Annotated in this window: 18 protein-coding genes; 13 read left to right on the plus strand and 5 right to left on the minus strand. The window is 74.1% G+C overall.

Annotation, left to right across the window (positions count from 1 at the left end; all coding sequences use genetic code 11):
* Positions 1–166 precede the first annotated feature (166 nt).
* A complete protein-coding gene (hutI, locus tag ABD236_RS31800; RefSeq protein WP_344079986.1) occupies positions 167–1,336 on the plus strand; it encodes an imidazolonepropionase in 1,170 nt (389 codons plus the stop codon).
* Here the strand turns inward: hutI and ABD236_RS31805 are convergent.
* Together ABD236_RS31805 and ABD236_RS31810 are read right to left on the minus strand one after the other, a co-directional pair.
* Positions 1,315–2,187 (minus strand): SDR family oxidoreductase, encoded by an 873-nt coding sequence (locus ABD236_RS31805; RefSeq protein ID WP_344079989.1) that lies wholly within the window; start codon positions 2,185–2,187, stop codon positions 1,315–1,317. The genes hutI and ABD236_RS31805 overlap by 22 nt on opposite strands.
* Positions 2,188–2,260: 73 nt before the next feature.
* On the minus strand, positions 2,261–2,878 hold the full coding sequence (locus ABD236_RS31810) for an HD domain-containing protein (protein WP_344079992.1): 618 nt from the start codon (positions 2,876–2,878) through the stop codon (positions 2,261–2,263).
* A 53-nt stretch (positions 2,879–2,931) separates the two neighbouring features.
* On the opposite strand from ABD236_RS31810, the gene ABD236_RS31815 reads away from it, so the two are divergent.
* From ABD236_RS31815 to ABD236_RS31840, 6 genes are all read left to right on the plus strand, one after another.
* Positions 2,932–3,624 carry an aspartate/glutamate racemase family protein gene (locus ABD236_RS31815; protein ID WP_344079995.1) on the plus strand — a complete coding sequence of 231 codons (693 nt, stop codon included), beginning with the start codon at positions 2,932–2,934 and terminating at the stop codon, positions 3,622–3,624.
* Positions 3,625–3,755: 131 nt separating this feature from the next.
* On the plus strand, positions 3,756–4,826 hold the full coding sequence (locus ABD236_RS31820; RefSeq protein ID WP_344079998.1) for a GNAT family N-acetyltransferase: 1,071 nt from the start codon (positions 3,756–3,758) through the stop codon (positions 4,824–4,826).
* 61 nt (positions 4,827–4,887) lie between these two features.
* Positions 4,888–6,237 (plus strand): glycosyltransferase family 2 protein, encoded by a 1,350-nt coding sequence (locus tag ABD236_RS31825; RefSeq protein WP_344080001.1) that lies wholly within the window; start codon positions 4,888–4,890, stop codon positions 6,235–6,237.
* On the plus strand, positions 6,234–7,055 hold the full coding sequence (locus ABD236_RS31830) for a polysaccharide deacetylase family protein (RefSeq protein WP_344080004.1): 822 nt from the start codon (positions 6,234–6,236) through the stop codon (positions 7,053–7,055). Before ABD236_RS31825 ends, ABD236_RS31830 begins: the two co-directional genes overlap by 4 nt.
* Positions 7,056–7,181: 126 nt before the next feature.
* Positions 7,182–9,071, plus strand: a complete 1,890-nt coding sequence (locus ABD236_RS31835) for a hypothetical protein (protein WP_344080007.1) — start codon at positions 7,182–7,184, stop codon at positions 9,069–9,071.
* The gene (locus tag ABD236_RS31840) at positions 9,068–9,484 is read left to right on the plus strand and encodes a hypothetical protein (RefSeq protein ID WP_344080010.1); all 417 of its coding nucleotides are present in this window, start codon (positions 9,068–9,070) and stop codon (positions 9,482–9,484) included. The genes ABD236_RS31835 and ABD236_RS31840 overlap by 4 nt, the downstream gene beginning before the upstream one ends.
* A 389-nt stretch (positions 9,485–9,873) precedes the next feature.
* On the opposite strand, the gene ABD236_RS31845 is transcribed toward ABD236_RS31840, so the two are convergent.
* The 3 genes from ABD236_RS31845 to ABD236_RS31855 form a co-directional block, all read right to left on the minus strand.
* On the minus strand, positions 9,874–12,069 hold the full coding sequence (locus ABD236_RS31845) for a lipopolysaccharide biosynthesis protein (protein WP_425543997.1): 2,196 nt from the start codon (positions 12,067–12,069) through the stop codon (positions 9,874–9,876).
* Complete coding sequence (locus ABD236_RS31850; RefSeq protein ID WP_344080091.1) at positions 12,062–13,207, minus strand: DegT/DnrJ/EryC1/StrS family aminotransferase; 1,146 nt, start codon at positions 13,205–13,207, stop codon at positions 12,062–12,064. The genes ABD236_RS31845 and ABD236_RS31850 overlap by 8 nt, the downstream gene beginning before the upstream one ends.
* Positions 13,208–13,387: 180 nt before the next feature.
* Positions 13,388–14,260 carry an RNA polymerase sigma factor SigF gene (locus ABD236_RS31855; RefSeq protein ID WP_425543998.1) on the minus strand — a complete coding sequence of 291 codons (873 nt, stop codon included), beginning with the start codon at positions 14,258–14,260 and terminating at the stop codon, positions 13,388–13,390.
* Between the two features lie 367 nt (positions 14,261–14,627).
* Between ABD236_RS31855 and ABD236_RS31860 the strand changes: the two genes are divergently transcribed.
* The 6 genes from ABD236_RS31860 to ABD236_RS31885 all read left to right on the plus strand — a co-directional run bounded on the left by ABD236_RS31860 (position 14,628) and on the right by ABD236_RS31885 (position 19,888).
* Entirely contained in the window at positions 14,628–14,996 is a 369-nt protein-coding gene (locus ABD236_RS31860) for an STAS domain-containing protein (RefSeq protein WP_344080013.1), read from the plus strand.
* An 80-nt stretch (positions 14,997–15,076) separates the two neighbouring features.
* Positions 15,077–15,547 carry an ATP-binding protein gene (locus ABD236_RS31865; protein ID WP_344080016.1) on the plus strand — a complete coding sequence of 157 codons (471 nt, stop codon included), beginning with the start codon at positions 15,077–15,079 and terminating at the stop codon, positions 15,545–15,547.
* Between the two features lie 210 nt (positions 15,548–15,757).
* Entirely contained in the window at positions 15,758–16,405 is a 648-nt protein-coding gene (locus tag ABD236_RS31870; RefSeq protein ID WP_344080019.1) for a peptidase, read from the plus strand.
* Positions 16,406–16,449: 44 nt separating this feature from the next.
* Positions 16,450–17,358: a COG1470 family protein gene (locus tag ABD236_RS31875; protein WP_344080022.1), complete on the plus strand. Its 909-nt coding sequence runs from the start codon at positions 16,450–16,452 to the stop codon at positions 17,356–17,358.
* Positions 17,355–18,452, plus strand: coding sequence for a hypothetical protein (locus ABD236_RS31880; RefSeq protein WP_344080025.1), 1,098 nt, complete (start codon positions 17,355–17,357; stop codon positions 18,450–18,452). The genes ABD236_RS31875 and ABD236_RS31880 overlap by 4 nt, the downstream gene beginning before the upstream one ends.
* 14 nt (positions 18,453–18,466) lie before the next feature.
* Positions 18,467–19,888 carry a hypothetical protein gene (locus ABD236_RS31885; RefSeq protein ID WP_344080028.1) on the plus strand — a complete coding sequence of 474 codons (1,422 nt, stop codon included), beginning with the start codon at positions 18,467–18,469 and terminating at the stop codon, positions 19,886–19,888.
* Positions 19,889–19,976: the final 88 nt, after the last annotated feature.

A 19,976-nucleotide genomic window follows, 5' to 3' on the forward strand; every position in this document is an offset into this window, starting at 1 on the left:
GCCGCTCCGCGGCAATCCCCTAGGCGCCCCGCAGGGGCGCATCTAAGGGGCGCGGGGAACTGCGCGACCAGCCACAGACGATCCGCAGCCGAACGGAAACCGCCGGAGGCTTTCGGGAAGGGGCGGGGTGGGGAACAAACACGCCGACCACCGACAGGAGCCGCACATGCCCACCACCCTCGTCACCAACATCGCCACCCTCGTCACCAACGACCCCACCCTCGGCCCCACCCCCCTCGGCCTCATCGAGAACGCCGCCCTCGTCATCGACGGCGACACCGTCGCCTGGGTGGGCCGGGCCGAGGACGCCCCGGCCGCGGACCGCACCCATGACGCCGACGGCCGCGCCGCCATCCCCGGCTTCGTCGACTCCCACTCGCACCTCGTCTTCGCCGGCGACCGCACCCAGGAGTTCAACGCCCGGATGTCGGGCCAGGCGTACAAGGCGGGCGGGATCCGGACCACCGTCGCCGCCACCCGCGCCGCCACCGACGCCGAGCTCGGCGCGAACGTCGCCCGGTATCTGGGCGAAGCCCTGCGGCAGGGGACGACCACCTTCGAGACCAAGTCGGGGTACGGGCTCACCGTCGAGGACGAGGCCCGCGCGCTGCGGATCGCCGGGGAGCACACGGACGAGGTGACCTATCTGGGGGCGCACATCGTCGCCCCCGAGTACGCCGACGACCCCGCCGGCTACGTCGCGCTCGTCACCGGCGAGATGCTCGACGCCTGCGCCCCGTACGCCCGTTGGGTCGACGTCTTCTGTGAGAAGGGGGCGTTCGACGGGGACCAGGCCCGGGCGATCCTGCTCGCGGGCAAGGCCAGGGGGCTCACCCCCCGGGTGCACGCCAACCAGCTCTCCTACGGCCCCGGCGTCCAGCTCGCCGTCGAGCTCGACGCGGCCAGCGCCGACCACTGCACCCACCTCACCGACGCCGACGTCGACGCGCTGGCGAGCGGGAACACCGTGGCGACCCTGCTGCCCGGCGCCGAGTTCTCCACCCGCGCCCAGTGGCCCGACGCCCGGCGGCTGCTGGACGCGGGGGTGACCGTCGCCCTGTCCACGGACTGCAACCCGGGGTCCTCGTTCACGTCCTCGATGCCGTTCTGCGTGGCGCTGGCCGTACGGGACATGAAGATGACGCCGGACGAGGCCGTCTGGGCCGCCACCGCCGGGGGCGCCGCCGCGCTGCGCCGCACCGACGTGGGGCGGATCGCGCCCGGCGCCCGCGCCGACCTCGCGCTGCTCGACGCGCCGAGCCATGTCCACCTCGCCTACCGGCCCGGTGTGCCGCTGGTCAGCGACGTGTGGCGTCAGGGAGTCAAGTGCGCGTAGGCGCGCGGGTGGGCGGCCAGGTAGTCCGCGAAGGACCGCGCCCGGTGCCCGGTCAGCCGGGGCACCGCGTCGCTGACCGTCGCCATCTCACCGGCCGCGATCGCCTCGTACGAGCTCACCCAGCCGGTGACCTCCCACTCCTCGGCGCCGTAGCCGGCCCGTGAGGCGAAGGCCTCCTCGCGGGTCTCGGCCAGATAGGTGACCGTGCGTCCGGTCGCCCGGCTCAGCTCCGCCGCCACCTCGGTGAGGGTGAGCGCCTCGGGGCCGGTGAGGTCGTAGGTGACGCCGTCGTGCTCCCCGGCCTGCGCCAGCAGGACCGCCGTCGCCGCGTCCGCGATGTCCTCGTGTGCCACGCCCGACACCCGGCCGTCCCCGGCGGGGCCCCGGATCACCCCGTCCGGGCCCGCCATCGCGGCGAGCCCGGACAGATAGAGGCTGTCCCGCAGGAACGTGTACGCGAGGCCGGTGCCCCGGATGTGCTGCTCGGTGTGCCAGTGGTCGCGCGCGAAGGTGAACGTGGCGTCGGGGGCGGCGCCCAGGAACGACACGTACACGACGCGCCGCACCCCCGCCGCCACGGCCGCGTCCAGCGCCGTGATGTGCTCCCGCACCCGGTCGGGGGCCTCGTGGGCGGACACCATCAGCAGCGTCCCGGCCCCGGCCAGCGCGTCCCGCATGGCGACGGCGTCCCCGAAGGCGGCGGGCGCCGCCTTGACCGCGCCGGGCAGGTCGGGCAGCCGCTCGGGGCTGCGGCCCACCAACCGGGTCGCCACCCCCCGCTCGGCGAGCCGGCGCGCCACCCGCCCGCCGATGGCTCCACTGGCTCCGGTCACGGCGACGACCTCGGTCATACGGTCCTCCTCGGCATCGGGTGGGTCCGGCAGGGGGTGCGCCCCCTGCCGGCAAGCATGCCCAAGCGGGCCGCTACGCGCGATCCAGCCCGTTGTCCAGGGCCCGTTTCGCCCAGCCGCCCGCCACCAGCTCGGCCGCCGCGCAGCCGGGCTTGCGCTCGGCCTGGTCGCGGAAGTGGCCCACGAACGCCTCCGCGAAGCCCAGCCGGGGGTACGCCCCCACCAGCTCCCGCCGGAACGACACGTCGAAGGCCTCCAGACCGGTGCCGGACACGTCCGCGCTCGTGCCCACCTGCAACAGCCGGCTCTCGATGTCCTCCTGCGGAGTCACGTCGTCCCGCATGTGCAGCACGATCAGCTCCGCCGCCCGGTCGCGGCGCGCGTCCGGCCAGCCCAGGCCCGCCGTGAAGACCCGCGCCAGATGGCCGCCCGCCTCCTCGAAGGGCAGCGCGTGGCTGTCGAACGGCGGGGTCAGCGACAGGTCGTGCAGCAGCGCGGAGACGAAGAACAGCTCGCTGTCGTAGTCGTAGCCGTGCTCCCGGGCCCAGGCCGCGCCGAAGAAGTACGACCGCAGCGAGTGGTGGTACAGGGCCGTGTCCGCGTACTCCGCGCACACCAGCAGCGCCGCCTCGGCCGCCCGCCCCCCGGGCGCACCGATTCCCGCCACCCGGGTCACCTCGTGCCTGCTCATGGCCCCACCCCTCATCAAGTCGGCTGATCTCACCGACAGCCTAGAGTGGCGCGATGAAGACCATCGGCCTGATCGGCGGCATGAGCTGGGAGTCCAGCGCGCAGTACTACCGGCTCCTCAACGAGCTCGTACGCGAACGGCTCGGCGGGCTGCACTCGGCCCGCTGCGTCCTGCACTCCGTCGACTTCGCCGGGATCGAGGAGCTCCAGCGCGCCGGGGAGTGGGAGCGCGCGGGCGAGGTGCTCGCGGCGGCCGCCAAGGGGCTGGCGGCGGCCGGCGCCGACCTCGTGCTGATCTGCACCAACACCATGCACAAGGTGGCCGACCAGGTCGCGGCGGCCGTCTCGGTGCCGCTGCTGCACCTGGGCGACGCGACGGCCGAGGCGGTACGGGCCCGGGGCGTGCGGCGGGTGGGCCTGCTCGGCACCGCCTTCACCATGGAGCAGGACTTCTACCGCGACCGGCTGCGCGCGCACGGCCTCGACGTGCTCACCCCGGACGCCGACGACCGCGCGCTGGTCCACCGGGTGATCTACGAGGAGCTGTGCCTGGGCGTGGTGCGGGAGGAGTCCCGCAGCGCCTATCAGGACGTCATCGCGCGCCTTGTCGCGGAGGGCGCCGAGGGCGTCATCCTCGGCTGCACGGAGATCGAGCTGTTGATCCGTCAGGAGCACAGCCCCGTACCGGTGTTCCCCACCACCCGGCTGCACGCCGAGGCAGCTGTGGCGGCCGCGCTCGCCGACTAGCCGCCCGTCTTCACCGTACTGTCACAGAGTGACCGTTCGGCTACCCTCCCGACATTTCGACCGGTACCGTCCTTGGCACATGCTCAGGGGAAGGCCGGGGGGTCGAGTTGAGCAGTGGCCGAGGTGCGCGGGTGCGGGTGGTCAGACCCGGTGAGCTGAACGCCGGTGAGCTGGACGTCTGGCGCGAGATACGGGCGAAGTCGGGCGCGCCCGCCAACCCCTTCATGGAACCCGAGTTCACCCTCGCCGTCGCCCATGTGCGGCCCTCGGCGCGGGTCGCGGTGGTCCGCGATGGCGGCGATCCGGCCGCCTTCCTGCCCTTCGAGAAGGGCCGCCTCGGGCGGGGGCGGGCCATCGGGCTCGGGGTGAGCGACTGCCAGGGCGTCGTGACCCGGCCGGAAGCCGCCCTGGACGCGGACGAGCTGCTGCGCGGCTGCGGCCTCTTCGCCTGGGAGTTCGACAACCTGGAGGCCGGACAGACGCTGTTCGTGCCGGACGCGGCCGACGCGTACCCCTCCTTCGTCATGGACGTCGGCGCCGGGTACGAGACGTACGAGAGCGGGCTGCGCGAGCGCTCGCCCAAGTTCTTCCGCACCACCGCCGCCAAGGAGCGCAGGCTCGGGCGGCAGGCGGGCGAGGTGCGGTTCGTCTTCGACGAGCGCGATCCGGCGGCGCTGCGGCAGCTCATGGCGTGGAAGTCCGCGCAGTACCGCCGCACCGGCCGCCGCGACCGGTTCGCCCGGGAGTGGATCAGCACCCTGGTGCGCTACCTCGCGCACACCCGCGCGCCCGGCTGCTCCGGCGTCCTGTCCGTGCTCTACGCGGCGGACCGCCCGGTCGCGGCCCACTTCGGGCTGCGCTCGCGCACGGTGCTCTCCTGCTGGTTCCCCTCCTACGACCCGGAGTTCGCCAGGTACTCGCCCGGCCTCGTGCTGCATCTGCGGATGGCCGAGGCGGCGGCCGCCGCCGGGATCGAGGTGCTGGACCTGGGGCGGGGCGCCGCCGAGTACAAGGACGCCCTGAAGACCGGGGAGATCCCGGTGTACGAGGGCGCCGCGCTGCGGCCGGGGGCCGGGGCCGTGCTGCACCGGCTGGCCCGCGAGCCGTCGCGCCGCGCGCACGGGTTCGTACGGGAGCGCCCCGCGCTCGCCGCGTTCGCCCGGCGCGCCCTGAAACAGGCGGGCCGCCTGCGCGGGCACTAGACCCGGCCGCAGGCCCGCGCCACGGAACCACGAACCGCGCGCAGGAACACGGGGGAGTCGCATGTCACGACGTACGGCACACACACCGGCAGCGAGACGGCTCCGTCTGCCGGAGGCCGAGGTGCTGGTCCGGGAGCAGGGCGTCCACGGGGCCATCGGCGTAGGGGAGCTGGACCTCGACGGGCTGGACGGCGGGGTGCTCTCGCTGACCCCCGCGCCCGGCGGGCCACCCGTGCGCGAGGGCGAGGTGTACGTGCTGGTCCGGCTCGGGGGCCGCCCGGTCGGCACGGTGATCGGCCGGGTCGGGCGCGGCGAGGACGCCGCCGAGGTGCTGGCGGCGGCGGCCCGCAAACAGCTCGCGGGCCATCTCCCGCCGGACGAGCGGCCCGTTACGCCGGGGCGGCTGCCGCGCGCGAGCGTCGTCGTCGCCACCCGGGAGCGGGCCGGACAGCTGGCCCGCGCGCTGGACTCGCTGCTGCGCCAGGACCACCCGGACCACGAGGTCGTGGTCGTCGACAACAACCCGGCCACCGCGCAGACCCGCGAGCTCGTCGAGGGGAGCTACGCGGCGCACGGCGTGCGCTATGTCCGCGAGCCCGTCCCGGGCCTGGCCGCCGCGCACAACCGGGGCGTCGCCGAGGCCGGGGGAACGATCCTGGCGTTCACCGACGACGACGTGGTCGCCGACCCGCACTGGCTGTCCGCGCTCACCGCGCCCTTCGCCGCCGACCCGGGGCTCGGCTGCACGACCGGGCTGATCCTGCCCGCCCGGCTGACCACGCCCGCGCAGATCCTCCTGGAGAGCCACGGCGGCTTCACCAAGGGCTTCGCGCCGCGCTGCTTCGACCCGGCCCGGCCGCCCGCCGACGAGCCGCTGTTCCCGTTCACGGCGGGCCGCTTCGGCTCCGGCGCCAACATGGCCTTCCGGGCCGCCGCCCTGCGCGCGATCGGCGGCTTCGACCCGGCGACCGGCACCGGCACCCCGGCCCGCGGCGGCGACGACCTCTACGCGTTCGCGCGCACGGTGGCCGCCGGACACCGGCTGCGCTACACGCCCGAGGCGCTGGTCTGGCACCACCACCGCGAGACCTGGCAGGACCTGGAGAACCAGGCGTACGGCTACGGCGCCGGGCTCACCGCCTACCTCACCGCGCTCCTGGTGCGCCGCCCCGACCTGCTGCCCGCGCTGCTGGCCCGGTTGCCGCGCGGCCTCGCCCACGCCCGCGCCATCAGCGCCCACCGCGGCGCGGGCGCCCAGGCGGTGCCGGGCGGGCACGGCGCCCAGGACTACCCGTGGTCGCGCGGCCTGTCCCGCCTCGAGCGCCGGGGCATGCTGTACGGCCCGCTCGGCTATCTGCGGGCCCGGTGCCGGGTGCGCGGGCTGCGGCGGCCGTGGGAGGCGGGACGGTGACGGCCGCACCCCCGGGACCCGCCGCCCGGCCGCCGATCCCGGTCCTGCTCTACCACGCGGTGCGGGACGACCCGCCCGCCTGGATCGCCGAGTTCACCGTCTCGCCCCGGCGGTTCGCCGCCCACCTCGACGCGGTCGTGGCCAGTGGCCGCACCCCCGTGACGATCGGCGCCCTCGCCGACCACTTCGCGGGGCGGGCGCCGCTGCCCGCCCGGCCCGTCGTGCTCACCTTCGACGACGGCTTCGCGGATCTGCCCGGCCGCACCGCCGACGCGCTCGCCGCCCGAGGGCTGCCCGCGACCGCGTACCTCACCACGGGCGCGCTCGCCCCGGGCGGCCGCTCGCTGCTGCCGCCCGCGCCCATGATGACCCTGGACCAGGCGCAACTTCTGGAGCAATACGGGATGGAGGTCGGCGCCCACACGGTCTCGCACCCCCAGCTCGACACCCTCGGCCCCCGGGCCCTGCGGGGCGAACTGGCCGACTCCAAGGCCGCCTTGGAGGACGCGCTCGGCCACCGGGTGGCCCATCTCGCCTATCCGCACGGCTACAACAGCGGCGCCGTGCGCCGGGCCGCGCGCGCCGCCGGGTACGAGACGGCCGTCGCGGTGCGGCACGCGCTGAGCTCGGACACCGACGACGCGTACCGCATCGCCCGGCTCATCGTGCGGTGCGGCCACACCGCCGCCGACGTCGAGGCGTGGATGCGCGGGACGGGAGCCCGCACCGCCCCGTTCCGGGACTCGGCGGCGACCGTGGGCTGGCGGCTCTGCCGCAGGGCCAGGGCAGCGGCGCGCGGGCCCGTGTTCGCGGGATGAGCCGCCCGGCCCGGGCCCGTACGCCCACCGTACAAAGGCGAAGGACGTTCCTATACTTCGCTGAAGGGACAGCCAGGGGACGGCGGCGTGACGGCCGCACACCACATCCGTGGGGGGAGTCGCACTGTGCAGCACCATGTGCCCGCGCCCGCGACCGGAAGCAGCGAGCTGCCACCGGAGGGCGGTACCGGTGACAGGAGCGAGCCCCCACGTGCCCCGAAGCGCCGGCTGTCGGACCTGACCGACCCTCAAACCCTCTTCACCTGGCTGCCGTTGGCGCTCGCGACCGCCCTGTGGCTGTACGCGCTGCCGCGCATCGACTACCGGCACATGGGCGACTGGGGGCTGCTCGACCGGCTGCCCGCCGCCTTCCTCCTCTCGCTGGCCGTGCTGACCGCCGGGTTCGTGGTGAGCCTGCGCCGGGCGGGCACCGCGCCCTGGTGGCCGGGCCTCTACAGCGTCGCCCTGCTCTTCGCCCTCAAGGCGCCCACCGCGATCCTCTACGACTCGGTGCGCTACCCCTGGGCCTCCAAGCACGACGCCGTCGTCACCCACCTCCTCGACAACCAGGAGCTGAGACCGGACACCCCGCTGTCGGGCAACATGGCCGCCTACGACCAGTGGCCCGGCTTCTTCACCCTCAACTCGGCGCTGGTGCGCGCCTTCGGCGTGGAGAGCACCCAGGCGTATCTGAACTGGGCCGCCCTCTTCTACGGTGTGGTCCTCATCCCGGTCCTGGTGCTGCTCTACCGCACCTTCGCCGAGGACTGGCGGCTGGTGTGGACCGGCGTGTGGATCTTCGAGGCCGCCAACTGGGTCGGCCAGGACTACTTCTCGCCGCAGGGCCTGGCGCTGATCCTGCACCTGTCCGTACTCGCCGTGGTGCTGCGCCACTTCGTCCGCCCGGGCTCGGCCGGGGACCTGCGCTCGCGCGCCCGTCTCGACCCGGCCGCCGCCAGTGTGCCGCCGCCGACCACGGCCCGCCAGCGGGCGGTCTGCGTGGTGATCCTCGCCCCGCTGATCGCCGCGATCAACTTCACCCACCAGCTCACCCCGGTGATGCTGTGCGTCTGTCTGCTGGCGCTCAACCTCACCCGCCGCTACCGCAACCCGGGCCTGCTCGTCGTCACCGGTCTGATCATGCTGGTCTGGGACCTCACCATGGGCCGCACGCTGTTCGTGGAGACCCTCGACTCGCTCAAGGAGTCCGCGGGCAACCTCCTCAACAACTCTCGGGCCGGATACACGGGCGAGCTCACCGGGCCCGGGCCGGTGCTCCAGGGCCGGGCGGACATCGTGATGGTCCTGGCGGTGGCGGCGCTGGCCGCCGTCGCCGTACTGACCCGGCGCAAACTGCTCAGGAGCGCGCTGCCGCTGCTGCTCGTCTCCCTCGCGCCCGTACCGCTGTTCGCGGTCAACGACTACGGCGGCGAGATGCTGTTCCGGGTCTATCTGTTCGGGCTGCCGGGCGCCGCGTTCTTCGCCGCGGCGGCGCTGGTGCCGGCGCGGGGCGCGGTGGCGCGGCGGCGGATCTCCGCCGTGGCGCTGCCCGCCGTGCTGCTCGCCCTGGTCGCCGGGTTCCTGCCCGCGTACTACGGCAAGGAGCGGATGTACTACACCCCGCCCGCCGAGACCGCGCTGGTGACCAAGGTGATCGACGCGGCCCCGCAAGGCTCGCTGATCCTCGCCGCGACCGGCTCCTTCCCGATGGCGCTGCACCGCTACGACCAGCTGGAGCACTGGTTCTTCGTGGAGCAGGCGCCGGCGGAGAACATCAGGATGCTGAAGGATCCGGCCGGCTTCCTGGCGCCGGGGCTGCCCAAGGACGGCAGACCGGCGTTCGTGCTGCTCACCCGTACGCAGGACGTCTACACGGCGGGGGAGGGGCTGCTGCCCGCCGGGGGCTTCGAGGAGCTGACGGCGAAGCTGGCGGCGTCGCCGCGGTTCCGGGTGATCGCGCGGAACCCTTACGGCACGGTCCTTCAGTACCGCCCGCCGGGAGGCAGGACACGATGAACCCTACGACTCCCACGACTCCCACGACTCCCACGACTCCCGTCCAGAACGGCGTCCGTGTCGGGCTGGCGCTCTCCGGCTGGGTGGCGCTGGCGGCGACCCTGCTACCGGCGGCCACTCCGGGGCGCTGGATCCCGGTGCTCCTGTTCGTCTCCTTCGGCCCTGGCTTCGCGCTGCTGTACCCGCAGCCGGACATGCTGCGTCCCGGCGCCCGTCTGGAGGCGCTGGCGCTCGCGGCGCCGCTCAGCCTGTCGCTGGGGGCGCTGGTGTCCACGTGCCTGTTCCTGGTACGGGGCTTCTCGGCGGCGGCGTTCCTGGTGTCCCTGGCGGCGTTCGCGACGCTCGCCTCGCCATTCCCGGGGCTGCCGCTGCCGGCGGCGACACGGGGCGCCGCGGAGCGGCGACGGCGTTGAATTGTGCCCGGCCTTCGTCTGCGGCTGAGTGGGTGGCTGGCCGCGCAGTTCCCCGCGCCCCCTTTTGGGCCCGGACTGTGTCTGCGGCTGAGTGGTGGGTTGCTCGCGCAGTTCCCCGCGCTCCTGGGGTAGTCCGGGGCCTCGGGCAGTCCTGCGTGTCCCGGGAAACTTCCGTTCGTCTGCGGGTCGTGGCCGGTTGCTCGCGCAGTTCCCCGCGCCCCTAAAGGGTCGGTGGCTGAGCTAAGTTCTTCGGGCGCCGGGGACTGCCTAAGGGGCGCGGGGAACTGCGCGAGAAGCGGCCACGGTCCGCAGACGACCGAGGGTTTTCAGGGGCGCGGGGAACGGCGCGACCAGCCACCCACTCACCCGCAGACAAAGGCCGGGCCAGTTCAGGGGCGGGGCCTGACCACCGCGCACCCGCCACACACCCCCACAACCACAAACACCGGCACCGCCACCCCCGCGAACACCGACTGCCCCGCCCACCCCACAACCCCCAGCACCCACACCACCCCACACGTCACCCGCCAGTGCACCCCCAGCACCACCAGCGTCAGCCCGACCAGGGCAAGGCAGAGGACCTGGAGGGCGATCGGCAGGGCGCGTGCGGGGCCCGTCGGTGAGGTCAGGCCGGACACGTCCGTCAGGAGGCGGGGCAGCGCGGAATGTCCGGGCCCGGACAGCGGCTCCGGACGGACCCCGAGGATCAGCGGCGCCGTGTGCAGCGCGGCCACGGTCACGGCGAGCCCGGCGGTGAGCAGCGCGGGCCGGGCCCGGTAGAGGGAGACGGCCGCGCTGAACACCACGATCAGGAGCACCCCGGCCGTGAGGGAGACCGGCGGCAGGGCCGCGATCAGGCCCGTCCCGTCGACGTGGGCGGACACCGCACTCCTCGCGTCCTCCGCCCGCGACAACGGCACCCAGAACAGCACCGCCGCCAACCCGAGCAGCACCCACAGCACCGCCGCCAACACCGACTCCCCGTCCCGCCCCGGCCCCGGCTCCCCCGGCCCTACGGGCCGGAGCCGCAGCGTGACCGTGGTCTCCCCGGTCTCCCCACCCGGCCGCCCGGAGGCCGGCACGTACACCGGAATCCCGAGCGCCGGCGTCCCGGTCTCCAGGCCGCCGCTGAGGTACGCGGTCTGGGTCGCCCACCGCGTCCCGTACTGCTTCGCCTCCTCGGCCCGCGCGAGCGCCGCGTCGCGGGCCCAGCTCGTCCCGTACTCCTCGGAGCGCCCCTTGCCGGAGCGGGGGCGAGGGGTACGTACGGTGGCGCGTCCGGCGAGGGCAGCCCGCAGGCCGGGCGCCGAGACCAGTGCCATGCCGCACATCGACACCAGCACCGCCCACCCCGCCCCCTCGATCCCCGTGGGGCCGAGCAGCACCGCCGCGCTGCCCAGCACCAGCGTGCACATGGCGCCCTGGAGCAGCGCGAGGACCCCGGTGCGGCCCTGGACGCGCAGCACCCCGATGTAGAGCTCCACGGCGACCCGCGGCAGCGCGGCGGCGGCCAGCAGGCGCAGGACGAGGGTGCCGTGCTCGGCGTAGTCCGCGCCGAACGGGGCGAGGATCCGCGGGGCGAACACGATCAGGAACGCGACCACCGGAACGAGCAGCAGCGCCATCCGCCGCAGCGCCCCCCGTACCCCGTCGGCCAGCCGGTCCGGGCTGTGCGAGGCGTGCGCGGTGAGCGAGGAGGCCATGTTGATGGCCATGTACTCCATCGTCCCGCCGACCGTGTACGCGATATAGAAGAATCCGTTCTGCGCGGCGTCGAACCGGACCGCGACCATCACCGGCAGCAGATTGATCATCGCCAGCGAGAACAGCGCGCCCACCGAGTCGCCCGCCAGGAACCGCCCGATCTCCCGCATCGGCGGCACCGGCCGGTCGTGGTCGGCGGCCGCCTGGGCCGGGATCAGCCGGCAGAAGACGAGCCAGCCGAGCGGCAGCACCGACAGGGCCATCGCCGCCGCCCAGGAGAGGAAGACCCCCAGGGTGAAGGCGGCGAAGCCGGCCAGCAGCAGCAGCTTGCCGAGGGAGAAGACCGCGTTGCCGACCGGCACCCAGACCGCCTTGCGCAGCCCGGTGAGCACCCCGTCCTGGAGGGTCAGCACCCCCCAGACCACCGAGGCGGTCACGAAGACCGCCCCGGAGGCGAGCCCGCCCAGCGGCTCGTACGAGGGCCCCCACAGCGGCAGGGTGAACAGGAAGCCGGTGCTCGCCACCGCCACCACGACCGTGCTCGCCACATACGCCCGCACCACCAGCGGCCCGGTCGCCCGGCCCGCGCGCGGCACATAGCGCACCACCGCGCCGATCATCGTGGTGGCGGCGGCCGAGGCGAGCAGCCGCATCGCGGCGATGGCGGCGGAACCCTGGCCGACCGCCTCCTCGCTGTAGTAGCGGGCGGCGACCAGCCAGAACCCGAGGCCGAGGGCGGCCGAGACGGCCGTGGAGAGCATCAGGGCGTAGGCGTTGCGGAACAGGGAGTCACCGCCGCCGGGCTCCGTGATCCGCCCCTCGGCTGTCGGCCCCCCGTCCCCGTCCACGGCCCGGCGGGCGTCGGAGGTGGTCTCAGACACCGGCGGGGCCGCCCTTCGCGGGCCGGGTCCCCGCCTCCTCCAGGACCCGCAGCGCGAGTCCGGCCTTCAGGGGGTCGACGGGCAGCGCGTGCCGGGCGAACCAGCGCGCGGCCCCGGGCGCGGGCGAGGGGTCGGTGAAGGCGTCGCCCGCGTAGTCGTCGAGCGGCGGGTCGTAGAGGTAACCCACGTTCACCCGCGCCCCGGCGAGCGCCGCCCGCGCCGCGTCCCGGTCCTCGACCAGCAGCGGCACCCGGAACAGCGGCTGTACGGGCCCGGGTCCGGGCCGTGCCCACTCACTGGCGAGCAGCCGCTCGGCCCCGGCCCGGTGCCGCGCCAGCACCGCGTCCAGGCGGTCCAGCTTCCGCTCGATCCGGGCGCGCCGCAGCCCGCCCGCGCCCATGCGGTAGTCGTGCATGTCCACCCGTACCCAGGAGTGGAACGCGTCGAGGGCGGGGGCGGCGGCGACGGCCCGCCTCAGCGCGTCGGGTCTGAGCGCCATCCGGATGTCCGCGCGCTCCTGGCGCCCGAGCAGCCGCAGCGCCGCCCGCGCGGCGGGCGCCAGCCGCAGGCCCCGCACCGCCGCCTCCGCGTACGGCCGGGCCCAGTAGGCGAGTTCGCCCGTGCGGCGGGGCGGGTCGAGGAGCTCGTCACGGGTCTTGACCAGGGCCTCGCGCAGCCCCGGGTCGGCGACGGCGAGGAAGCCGCCCGCCTTGGCGGCGGTGTGCTTGGAGAGCGAGAAGACGGCCGCGTCGCCGAAGGTGCCGACCGGCTGTCCGGCCACCCGGCTCCCGATGGCGTGCGCCGCGTCCTCGATGAGCGCGATCCCCGCCCGGTCGCACCGGGCGCGCAGCTCGGGCGCCGGGTCGGGGTTCCCGTACAGATTGGTGGTCAGCACCGCCGACAGGCCCGCCCAGGTCTCCTGCGGTACGGCGCCGGGGTCGATCGAGCCGTCGCGCGGGTCCAGCGGCGCCTGCACCGGCCGCAGCCCGGCCGCGAGCACCACGAAGAGGATGACGTCGTCGTTGACGGGCGACATCAGGACCCGGCCGCCGGGCGCGCACCAGTGCCGCAGCGCCACGTAGAGGGCGAGCCGGGCGGACGGCAGGTACAGGCACTCGCGCCCGAGCCGGTCCCGCATGGTCGCTTCCAGCGTCGAGCACGACGTGGTCTCGTACGGCATGAGTCCCCCCAGACCCCCCGGTTGCCCCGCGCTCAATGTGACCGAGTCGGCACGCTTCGTCAACAAGGCGAAGGGCCCGTTCCCATGAGGAACGGGCCCTTCGCACGGATGTGCCCGGCTCGGTGAGCGGGCAGGTGCCTACTCTTCGAGCGTCAGTCCCTTGCGCAGCCGGGTCAGGGTGCGCGCGAGCAGCCGGGAGACGTGCATCTGGGAGATGCCGAGCTCCTCGCCGATCTCGGACTGCGTCATGTTGGCGACGAACCGCAGCGACAGGATCTTGCGGTCCCGGGGCGGCAGTTCGGCGATCAGCGGTTTGAGCGACTCGATGTACTCGACGCCTTCGAGGTCGTGGTCCTCGTAGCCGATCCGGTCCGCGAGCGCGCCCTCGGTGTCGTCCTCCTCGGGCTGGGCGTCCAGCGAGCTCGCGGTGTACGCGTTGCTCGCCGCCATTCCCTCGACGACCTCTTCCTTGCTGATGCCCAGGCGCTCGGCGAGCTCGCCCACCGTCGGTGCGCGGTCGAGTCGCTGGGCGAGTTCGTCGCCCGCCTTGGCCAGGTCGAGGCGGAGCTCCTGGAGGCGCCGGGGGACCCGGACCGACCAGGAGGTGTCGCGGAAGAAGCGCTTGATCTCGCCGACGATGGTCGGCATCGCGAAGGTGGGGAACTCCACGCCTCTGTCGTGCTCGAAGCGGTCGATCGCCTTGATCAGGCCGATGGTGCCGACCTGGATGATGTCCTCCATGGGTTCGCTGCGCGAGCGGAACCGGGAGGCGGCGAACTTGACCAGCGCGAGGTTGAGTTCGACGAGCGTGTTGCGTACGTAGGAGTACGCGTGGGTTCCCTCTTCGAGGGAGTCGAGCCGGGCGAAGAGCGTCTTCGACAGGGCCCGCGCGTCCAGCGGCGCGATGTCTTCGTAGGGAGGGATCTCCGGGAGATCGTCGAGTCCCTCGATCGGGCTGTGCGGTACGTGCGTTGCCGACGTATCCATGGATTCGTCGAGCCGGGGTGACATGGGGTCTCCTCCATCGTTCTCGGCATATGGCTGCCGATGCCCATACGTGGCGAATCGGTGTGCGGCGCCTCCATGGCCGGTCGTGGTGAAAAACTGTCTCTCCTACCCCTACCCGCTTTGGTCCTACCGTCGCAAGGTCGGATTGTCGCTATATGTCCAGTTCGGGGTGGTGTTTGGCTTCCGGCGCGCGTAGGGAAGGCGTAGTGTTCTCGGGGAGTCCGCGTGTACGGAGCCGTGTTCGGTGACGTATGCGGAGAGGTGCGTCACTTGTGACGGGGAGCACAGCGAAGCACCGCGAGGGCTACGCGAACCACTGCCGCACCGCTCACGGTGCGGCACGGCGAAAACACGGCGAAGAGGGACGGGCATGGACCGCGGCACGGTCGGCAGCACACACGGGGGCCGGCTCAAGGTCGGCGTTCGCTCGCACGGCCGCAGCGAGATCTTCACGCCCGTGGGCGAGCTCGACCACCACACGGCGGAGCTGCTCAGCGAGCCGTTGGAGCGCGCGGTCGAGGCGGGCCGCAGCCGGCTGGTCGTCGACTGCGCGCAGCTGGAGTTCTGCGACTCCACCGGACTGAACGTGCTGCTCGGCGCCCGGCTCAAGGCCGAGGCCGCCGGCGGTGGCGTCCATCTGGCGGGAATGCTTCCCGTCGTGGCCCGCGTCTTCGAGATCACCGGAGCGGAAGCGGTCTTCACCGTGCATGATTCGCTCGAAGCCGCACTGGACGACTGACCTCGCTCCGGCGGGGCAGGAGACCAGACTCAAGACGTTGGTGAACCAGGCATTCGGTGGATCGGTGAGGTGAAGCGCTGATGAGCACCACCCGGCAGCATCCGCCGGGCGACCGCGGCCCCGAGCCGGACGGAGCTCCGGCGGCGGCCTCGCGCGTCCTCGCCCTGTACGGAGCCAGCGGCATCGTGCCACTGGCGCGCGACTTCACCCGCCAGGCGCTCTACGACTGGGGCTGGCTGCCGGCCGCCACCGCCGACCGGCGCGCCGCCGCCGAGGACGTCCTGCTGGTGGTCTCCGAGCTGGTCACCAACGCCTGTCTGCACGCCGAGGGCCCCGAGCAGCTGCGGGTGGCGTGCAGCTCCAAGGTGCTGCGCCTGGAGGTCACCGACCTCGGCTCCGGCCAGCCCGCGCCGCGCACCCCGCACCGCGCCGGACGGCCCGGCGGCCACGGCATGTTCATCGTCCAGCGGCTCTGTCTGGACTGGGGGGTCGTACGGACTCCCGGTGTGCCCGGCAAGACGGTCTGGGCGGAGCTCGCCGCGCCCGCGTAGGGCGCGCGCTCCCCGATCCGGCGTACCCGCGGGGGCGTTCCGGCCGCCGCGCGAACTGCTCGCCTCAGGCACTCACGCCACTCGCGTCCGTCATCCACTGTGTTGTGTGTCTTCCCTCGACAAGGTCCCCGGCGTACCTTGACGCCCAATCTGATGTGCCGTCAGTAACCAGAACGGCCTCGGGAACGAGGGAAATTCGAGGTGTCGGACGTGTCGTACCAGAAGCGGACAGCACTCGCCCTTGCGGCTGCCGTGGCGGGCCCGGTGGTGCTGATGGCCGCCCCCGCCGCCCACGCCGACGTCGTGGACGTCAACTACAAGTGCGAGACGCCGATCGGACCCAAGAGCGCGGTGTCGCCCATCGACATCAAGGCCGTCAAGAGCGGCAGCGCCTACCAGCTGACCATGTCGTTCCAGAAGGGCGTCTCCTCCAGCCCGGTGGCGCTGGGCGCCGGGGCGATGAAGCCGAGCGCGGTCATCAGGCTCGGCGGCGCCGACCAGGGCACGGTGGCCGTGTCCGGCCCCGCCAACACGGCCGAGATCCCCGCCAACTCCCCCATCAAGATAAGCGACTTGAGCGGCACCTACACCCCGAAGGCGTCGGGCAAGGTCACCCTCACCGCCTCCGTCCTCACCATCAAGGCGCTGGGCACCACCACGACCTGCACCCCGGGCAACAGCCCCGGCCCCGCCCTCTCGCTGGACGTCACCGGCGCCTCCGGGCCCGTCGCCCCGCTGCCCAGGACCGGCCCGCTCGACTCGGCCGTCGCCCTCGGCACGCTCGGCGGCACGGTCCTGCTCCTGGGCGCGACCGGAGTGCTGTGGCTGACCCGGCGCGGCGCCCGGGCCCACGGCTGAGGCCGTAGCCACGCCCGACGCCGACGCCCGACGGGGAGCCGCTGATGCCGCCACGACCGATCCGCCTGGCCGGGCTCGCCGCGGCCCTGGCCCTCACCGCCCTGTCCACGCCCGCGGCCCGGGCCGCCGAGGGGGAGTGGACCGCCGCGCCCGCCTCCGGCGGCGAGGGCAGACCGTCCTTCTATCTGGAGGGCGCGCCCGGCTCCGTACTGGAGGACCGGCTCTCCCTCACCAACCCCACCGCCCGCCCGCTGACCCTGCGGCTGCGCGGCGCGGGCGCCTGTGCCACCGCCACCGGCGCGTTCGCGGTGTGCCCCGGCGCCGACCCCTGGTTCGCGCTCGCCTCGGCCGAGGTGCGGATCCCGGCGCGCACCCGGGCCGAGGTGCCGTTCGCGGTCACCGTCCCGGCGGGCGCGCCGCCCGGCGACCACCCGGCGGCGCTGGTCGCCTCCGGCGGCGGGCGGGAGGTGGGCGTACGGGTGCGGGTGCGGGTCGCGGGCCCGGTGCTGCCCGCCCTCACCGTCGAGGACGTACGGGTCGACAAGGGGCGCTCCCTCATCCGTTACGCCCTGGTCAACCGGGGCAACACCACGCTCGCGCCGAGCCTGGCCGTCCGGGCCCGCGGACTGCTCGGGCAGCGGCTGCGGCGCCCGGCCCGGGCGCTGGCGGTCGAGCTGCCGCCCGGTCGGCGCGTCGAGCTGACCGAGCCCTGGCGCGCACCCGCCCTGGACCGGGTCGAGGTGCGGCTGACGGCGACGGCCCCCGGGGCGGCCCGCAGCGAGGCGACGGCCTCGGCGGCGTTCGTGCCATGGGGGCCGGTGGCGGGCGTGGGCTGCGCGGCGGCGGGCGCGGGAGTGGCGCTGTGGGTGCGCGCCCGGCGCCGGCCGGGTCCGGGCGGCCCCGAAGAGAGCGAGCCCGCAGCGGAGCCGGCGACGACGGGAGCAGCATCGTGAAGCCGCGTACGAGAGGGGCGGCGCTGGTCGCGGCCGTACTGCTGGCGCTGGCACCGGCACTCGCGCCGCCGTCGGCGGCCGCGAGCGCGGCGGAGCCGAAGCCCGCCGTGACGCTTTCCAGGCCGCAGGCGCCGAAGGACAGCGAGATCACCGCGAGCGGCACCGGCTGGCGGCCCGGCACCCTGCTGATGCTGCTGGTCTGCGGCCAGTCCACACCCGGCCAGGGCGTCATCGGCGGCACCAACTCCTGTGCCAACGCGGACGGGCGCGCGGTGACCACCGACGCCAAGGGCGGCTTCAGCAAGCCGCTGCCGCTGGCCGCGCCGCCCAAACCCTGCCCCTGTGTGGTGCACGTGGCCACGGTGACGGGGGAACAGGCCGTGGTGGACGCCGAGGTGAAGATCACCGGCCACCCGGTGGCGCCGCTGCCCGAGCAGTCCGGCACCGGGCGCCTCAGCGTGCTGACCGCGCCGGAGCTCGACGGCGGCAGCGGGCTGCTCACCTGGTTCGGGGCCTCGCCCGCGCGCACGCTGGTGGTCACCGTCGGCAACCTCGGCTCGGCCCCGGTCAAGGACCCGGTCTTCCAAGTGGGCACCTCCCACGGGGTGTTCGCGCCGCAGTGGGAGGACCGGCAGTGGAAGGGGACCGTCGCGCCCGGCGGCAAGGCCGAGGTGAGACTGGGCGTCGAGCTGGCGGCGGGCGCGCACGGCGACTACCAGGTCTCCGTGAAGTACGGGCAGAAGGTCCTCGCCACCCAGCCGTGGGGGGTGGGCCGCCCATGGGGCGTCACGCTCTTCTGGATCCTGCTGTGCCTGGTGGTCCCGGCGGCGGTGTTCCGTATCGGCATGGCGGTGGTGGACCGGGTCCGCCCGAACGCGGCGGGGCACGCGCGACGGGGGCGCGGGGACGGTGGCCCGGACCGTCGGGTCCGCCCGCGCCTGCCCACCCGCAGGCCCGCCGCCGAACCGCCGCCCACGGCCGACACCGGCACCTCCGCCACGCGCACGGCGACGACGCCCCTGCCGTGGTTCACCCCCGACTCCGCACCGACCGAGAAGCATCCGAACACCCCCACGACGAAGGGAAATCCGTGACCACGCAACGGAGGATGAGCGCGGCAGGAGTCGCGCTGATGCTCGGCGGCGCGGGGATCATCCTGGCCGCCGGGCCCGCCCGGGCGGCAGAGGTCTCCTACGCCACCGAGTGCATCCCGCCCCCCATCTCCGGCCTGCCCGCCGTCCAGGGCACCACCAAGGTGCAGATCACCGCGCCCGCCGAGGCGAAGGTGGGCGACGAGGTCGAGGTGGTCTGGAAGACCGTCCAGGCCGCGTCCAAGAACCCCGATGTGCTCGACCTGGAGAAGGACACGGTGAAGCCGACCGGCACCGTCAAGGTGGCCGGTGCCCAGAGCGCCGACCTGTCGGTGGAGGGTCCCCGGCAGAACCCGCCGATCCCCAAGAACAGCCCGATGGTCCTGCCCGACATGAAGGCCAAGCTGAAGCTGACCAAGGCGGGCGAGGTCACGCTGGCGCCGGACAAGTACAACATCAACGTCAGCAAGCCGCTGTCGACGGACACCAAGTGCTCCCCGAAGGAGAAGGCGGCCGCCGGGGCGACGATCAAGGTGACGGAGGGCGGGGGGACGACGGGCGGGACGACGGCGTCCGGCGGGACCACCACGTCCGGGGGCACGACCTCCGGCGGTACGGCCTCGGGCGGCACCACGGCGTCCGGCGGCACCACGGCGTCCGGCGGTACGACGACCTCGGGCGGCACCACCTCCACGGGCGGCAGCACCGGTGGCACCACCACCGGCACCACCTCGGGCGGCGCCACCACCGGCGGCACCGGCGGGCAGACCGACTTCCCCGGCAAGGAGGTCGCGGTCACCTTCGCCTGCAAGGCCCCCGGCCCGGCCAGCATCAACTCCAAGGTGACGGTCAACGCCAAGAAGAGCGGCGGGAGTTACGCGCTCACGGTCAAGACCGCCAAGGGCGTCATGAACAGTCCGGCCCCGCTGCCCGCGGGCGCGCTGAAGCCCTCGATGCAGATCACGGTCGGCGGCGCCGACAAGGGAGCGGTGACGGTGACGGGTGCGCCCAACTCCGGCCCCCTGAACACCGGCGACCCGGTCAGCCTCAACGACATGACCGGCACCTACAAACCGGGCGCCAGTGGCAAGTCCACGCTCAGCCCCGGCGCCCTGACGATCGACGTCACCCTGGCCGGCCAGAAGATCACCATCCCCTGTGAGGTCAAGGGCGCGGCGCCGGTGTCCCTGGAGCTCGACACCTCGGCCCAGCCGGGCGGCGCGTCCGGCGGCACCGGCACGTCCGGCGGCTCCGGCGGTTCCGGCGGCTCCGCCGGGGCCACCGGCGGCAGCGCGTCCGCGGCCGGCGGCCTCGCCGAGACCGGCGCGAACGACCACGGCGCCCTGCGCGCCCTCGGCCTGATCGCCGGGACGGCGGTCCTGCTCGGCGGCGCGGTCTTCACCTTCACGCCGTGGAGGCGGCTGCGCGGCACGCGGTGACCGTCGTGTCCGTACGAGAAGGCGACCCTCCCGTACGGACGAAAAGGGGAAGGGCCGCCGCACCCGAGAGGTGCGGCGGCCCTTGGCC

This window comes from Streptomyces crystallinus, from assembly GCF_039521265.1.
Classification (GTDB): domain Bacteria; phylum Actinomycetota; class Actinomycetes; order Streptomycetales; family Streptomycetaceae; genus Streptomyces; species Streptomyces crystallinus.

Bases quoted from the DNA above. Each gene is read 5' to 3' on its own strand.
- ABD236_RS31840 (WP_344080010.1), top strand. From the start codon at position 9,068: ATGAACCCTACGACTCCCACGACTCCCACGACTCCCACGACTCCCGTC.
- ABD236_RS31810 (WP_344079992.1), bottom strand. From the start codon at position 2,878: ATGAGCAGGCACGAGGTGACCCGGGTGGCGGGAATCGGTGCGCCCGGG.
- ABD236_RS31855 (WP_425543998.1), bottom strand. From the start codon at position 14,260: ATGTCACCCCGGCTCGACGAATCCATGGATACGTCGGCAACGCACGTA.
- ABD236_RS31815 (WP_344079995.1), top strand. From the start codon at position 2,932: ATGAAGACCATCGGCCTGATCGGCGGCATGAGCTGGGAGTCCAGCGCG.
- ABD236_RS31850 (WP_344080091.1), bottom strand. From the start codon at position 13,207: ATGCGGGACCGGCTCGGGCGCGAGTGCCTGTACCTGCCGTCCGCCCGG.
- hutI (WP_344079986.1), top strand. From the start codon at position 167: ATGCCCACCACCCTCGTCACCAACATCGCCACCCTCGTCACCAACGAC.
- ABD236_RS31865 (WP_344080016.1), top strand. From the start codon at position 15,077: ATGAGCACCACCCGGCAGCATCCGCCGGGCGACCGCGGCCCCGAGCCG.
- ABD236_RS31875 (WP_344080022.1), top strand. From the start codon at position 16,450: ATGCCGCCACGACCGATCCGCCTGGCCGGGCTCGCCGCGGCCCTGGCC.
- ABD236_RS31860 (WP_344080013.1), top strand. From the start codon at position 14,628: ATGGACCGCGGCACGGTCGGCAGCACACACGGGGGCCGGCTCAAGGTC.
- ABD236_RS31805 (WP_344079989.1), bottom strand. From the start codon at position 2,187: ATGACCGAGGTCGTCGCCGTGACCGGAGCCAGTGGAGCCATCGGCGGG.
- ABD236_RS31885 (WP_344080028.1), top strand. From the start codon at position 18,467: ATGAGCGCGGCAGGAGTCGCGCTGATGCTCGGCGGCGCGGGGATCATC.
- ABD236_RS31825 (WP_344080001.1), top strand. From the start codon at position 4,888: ATGTCACGACGTACGGCACACACACCGGCAGCGAGACGGCTCCGTCTG.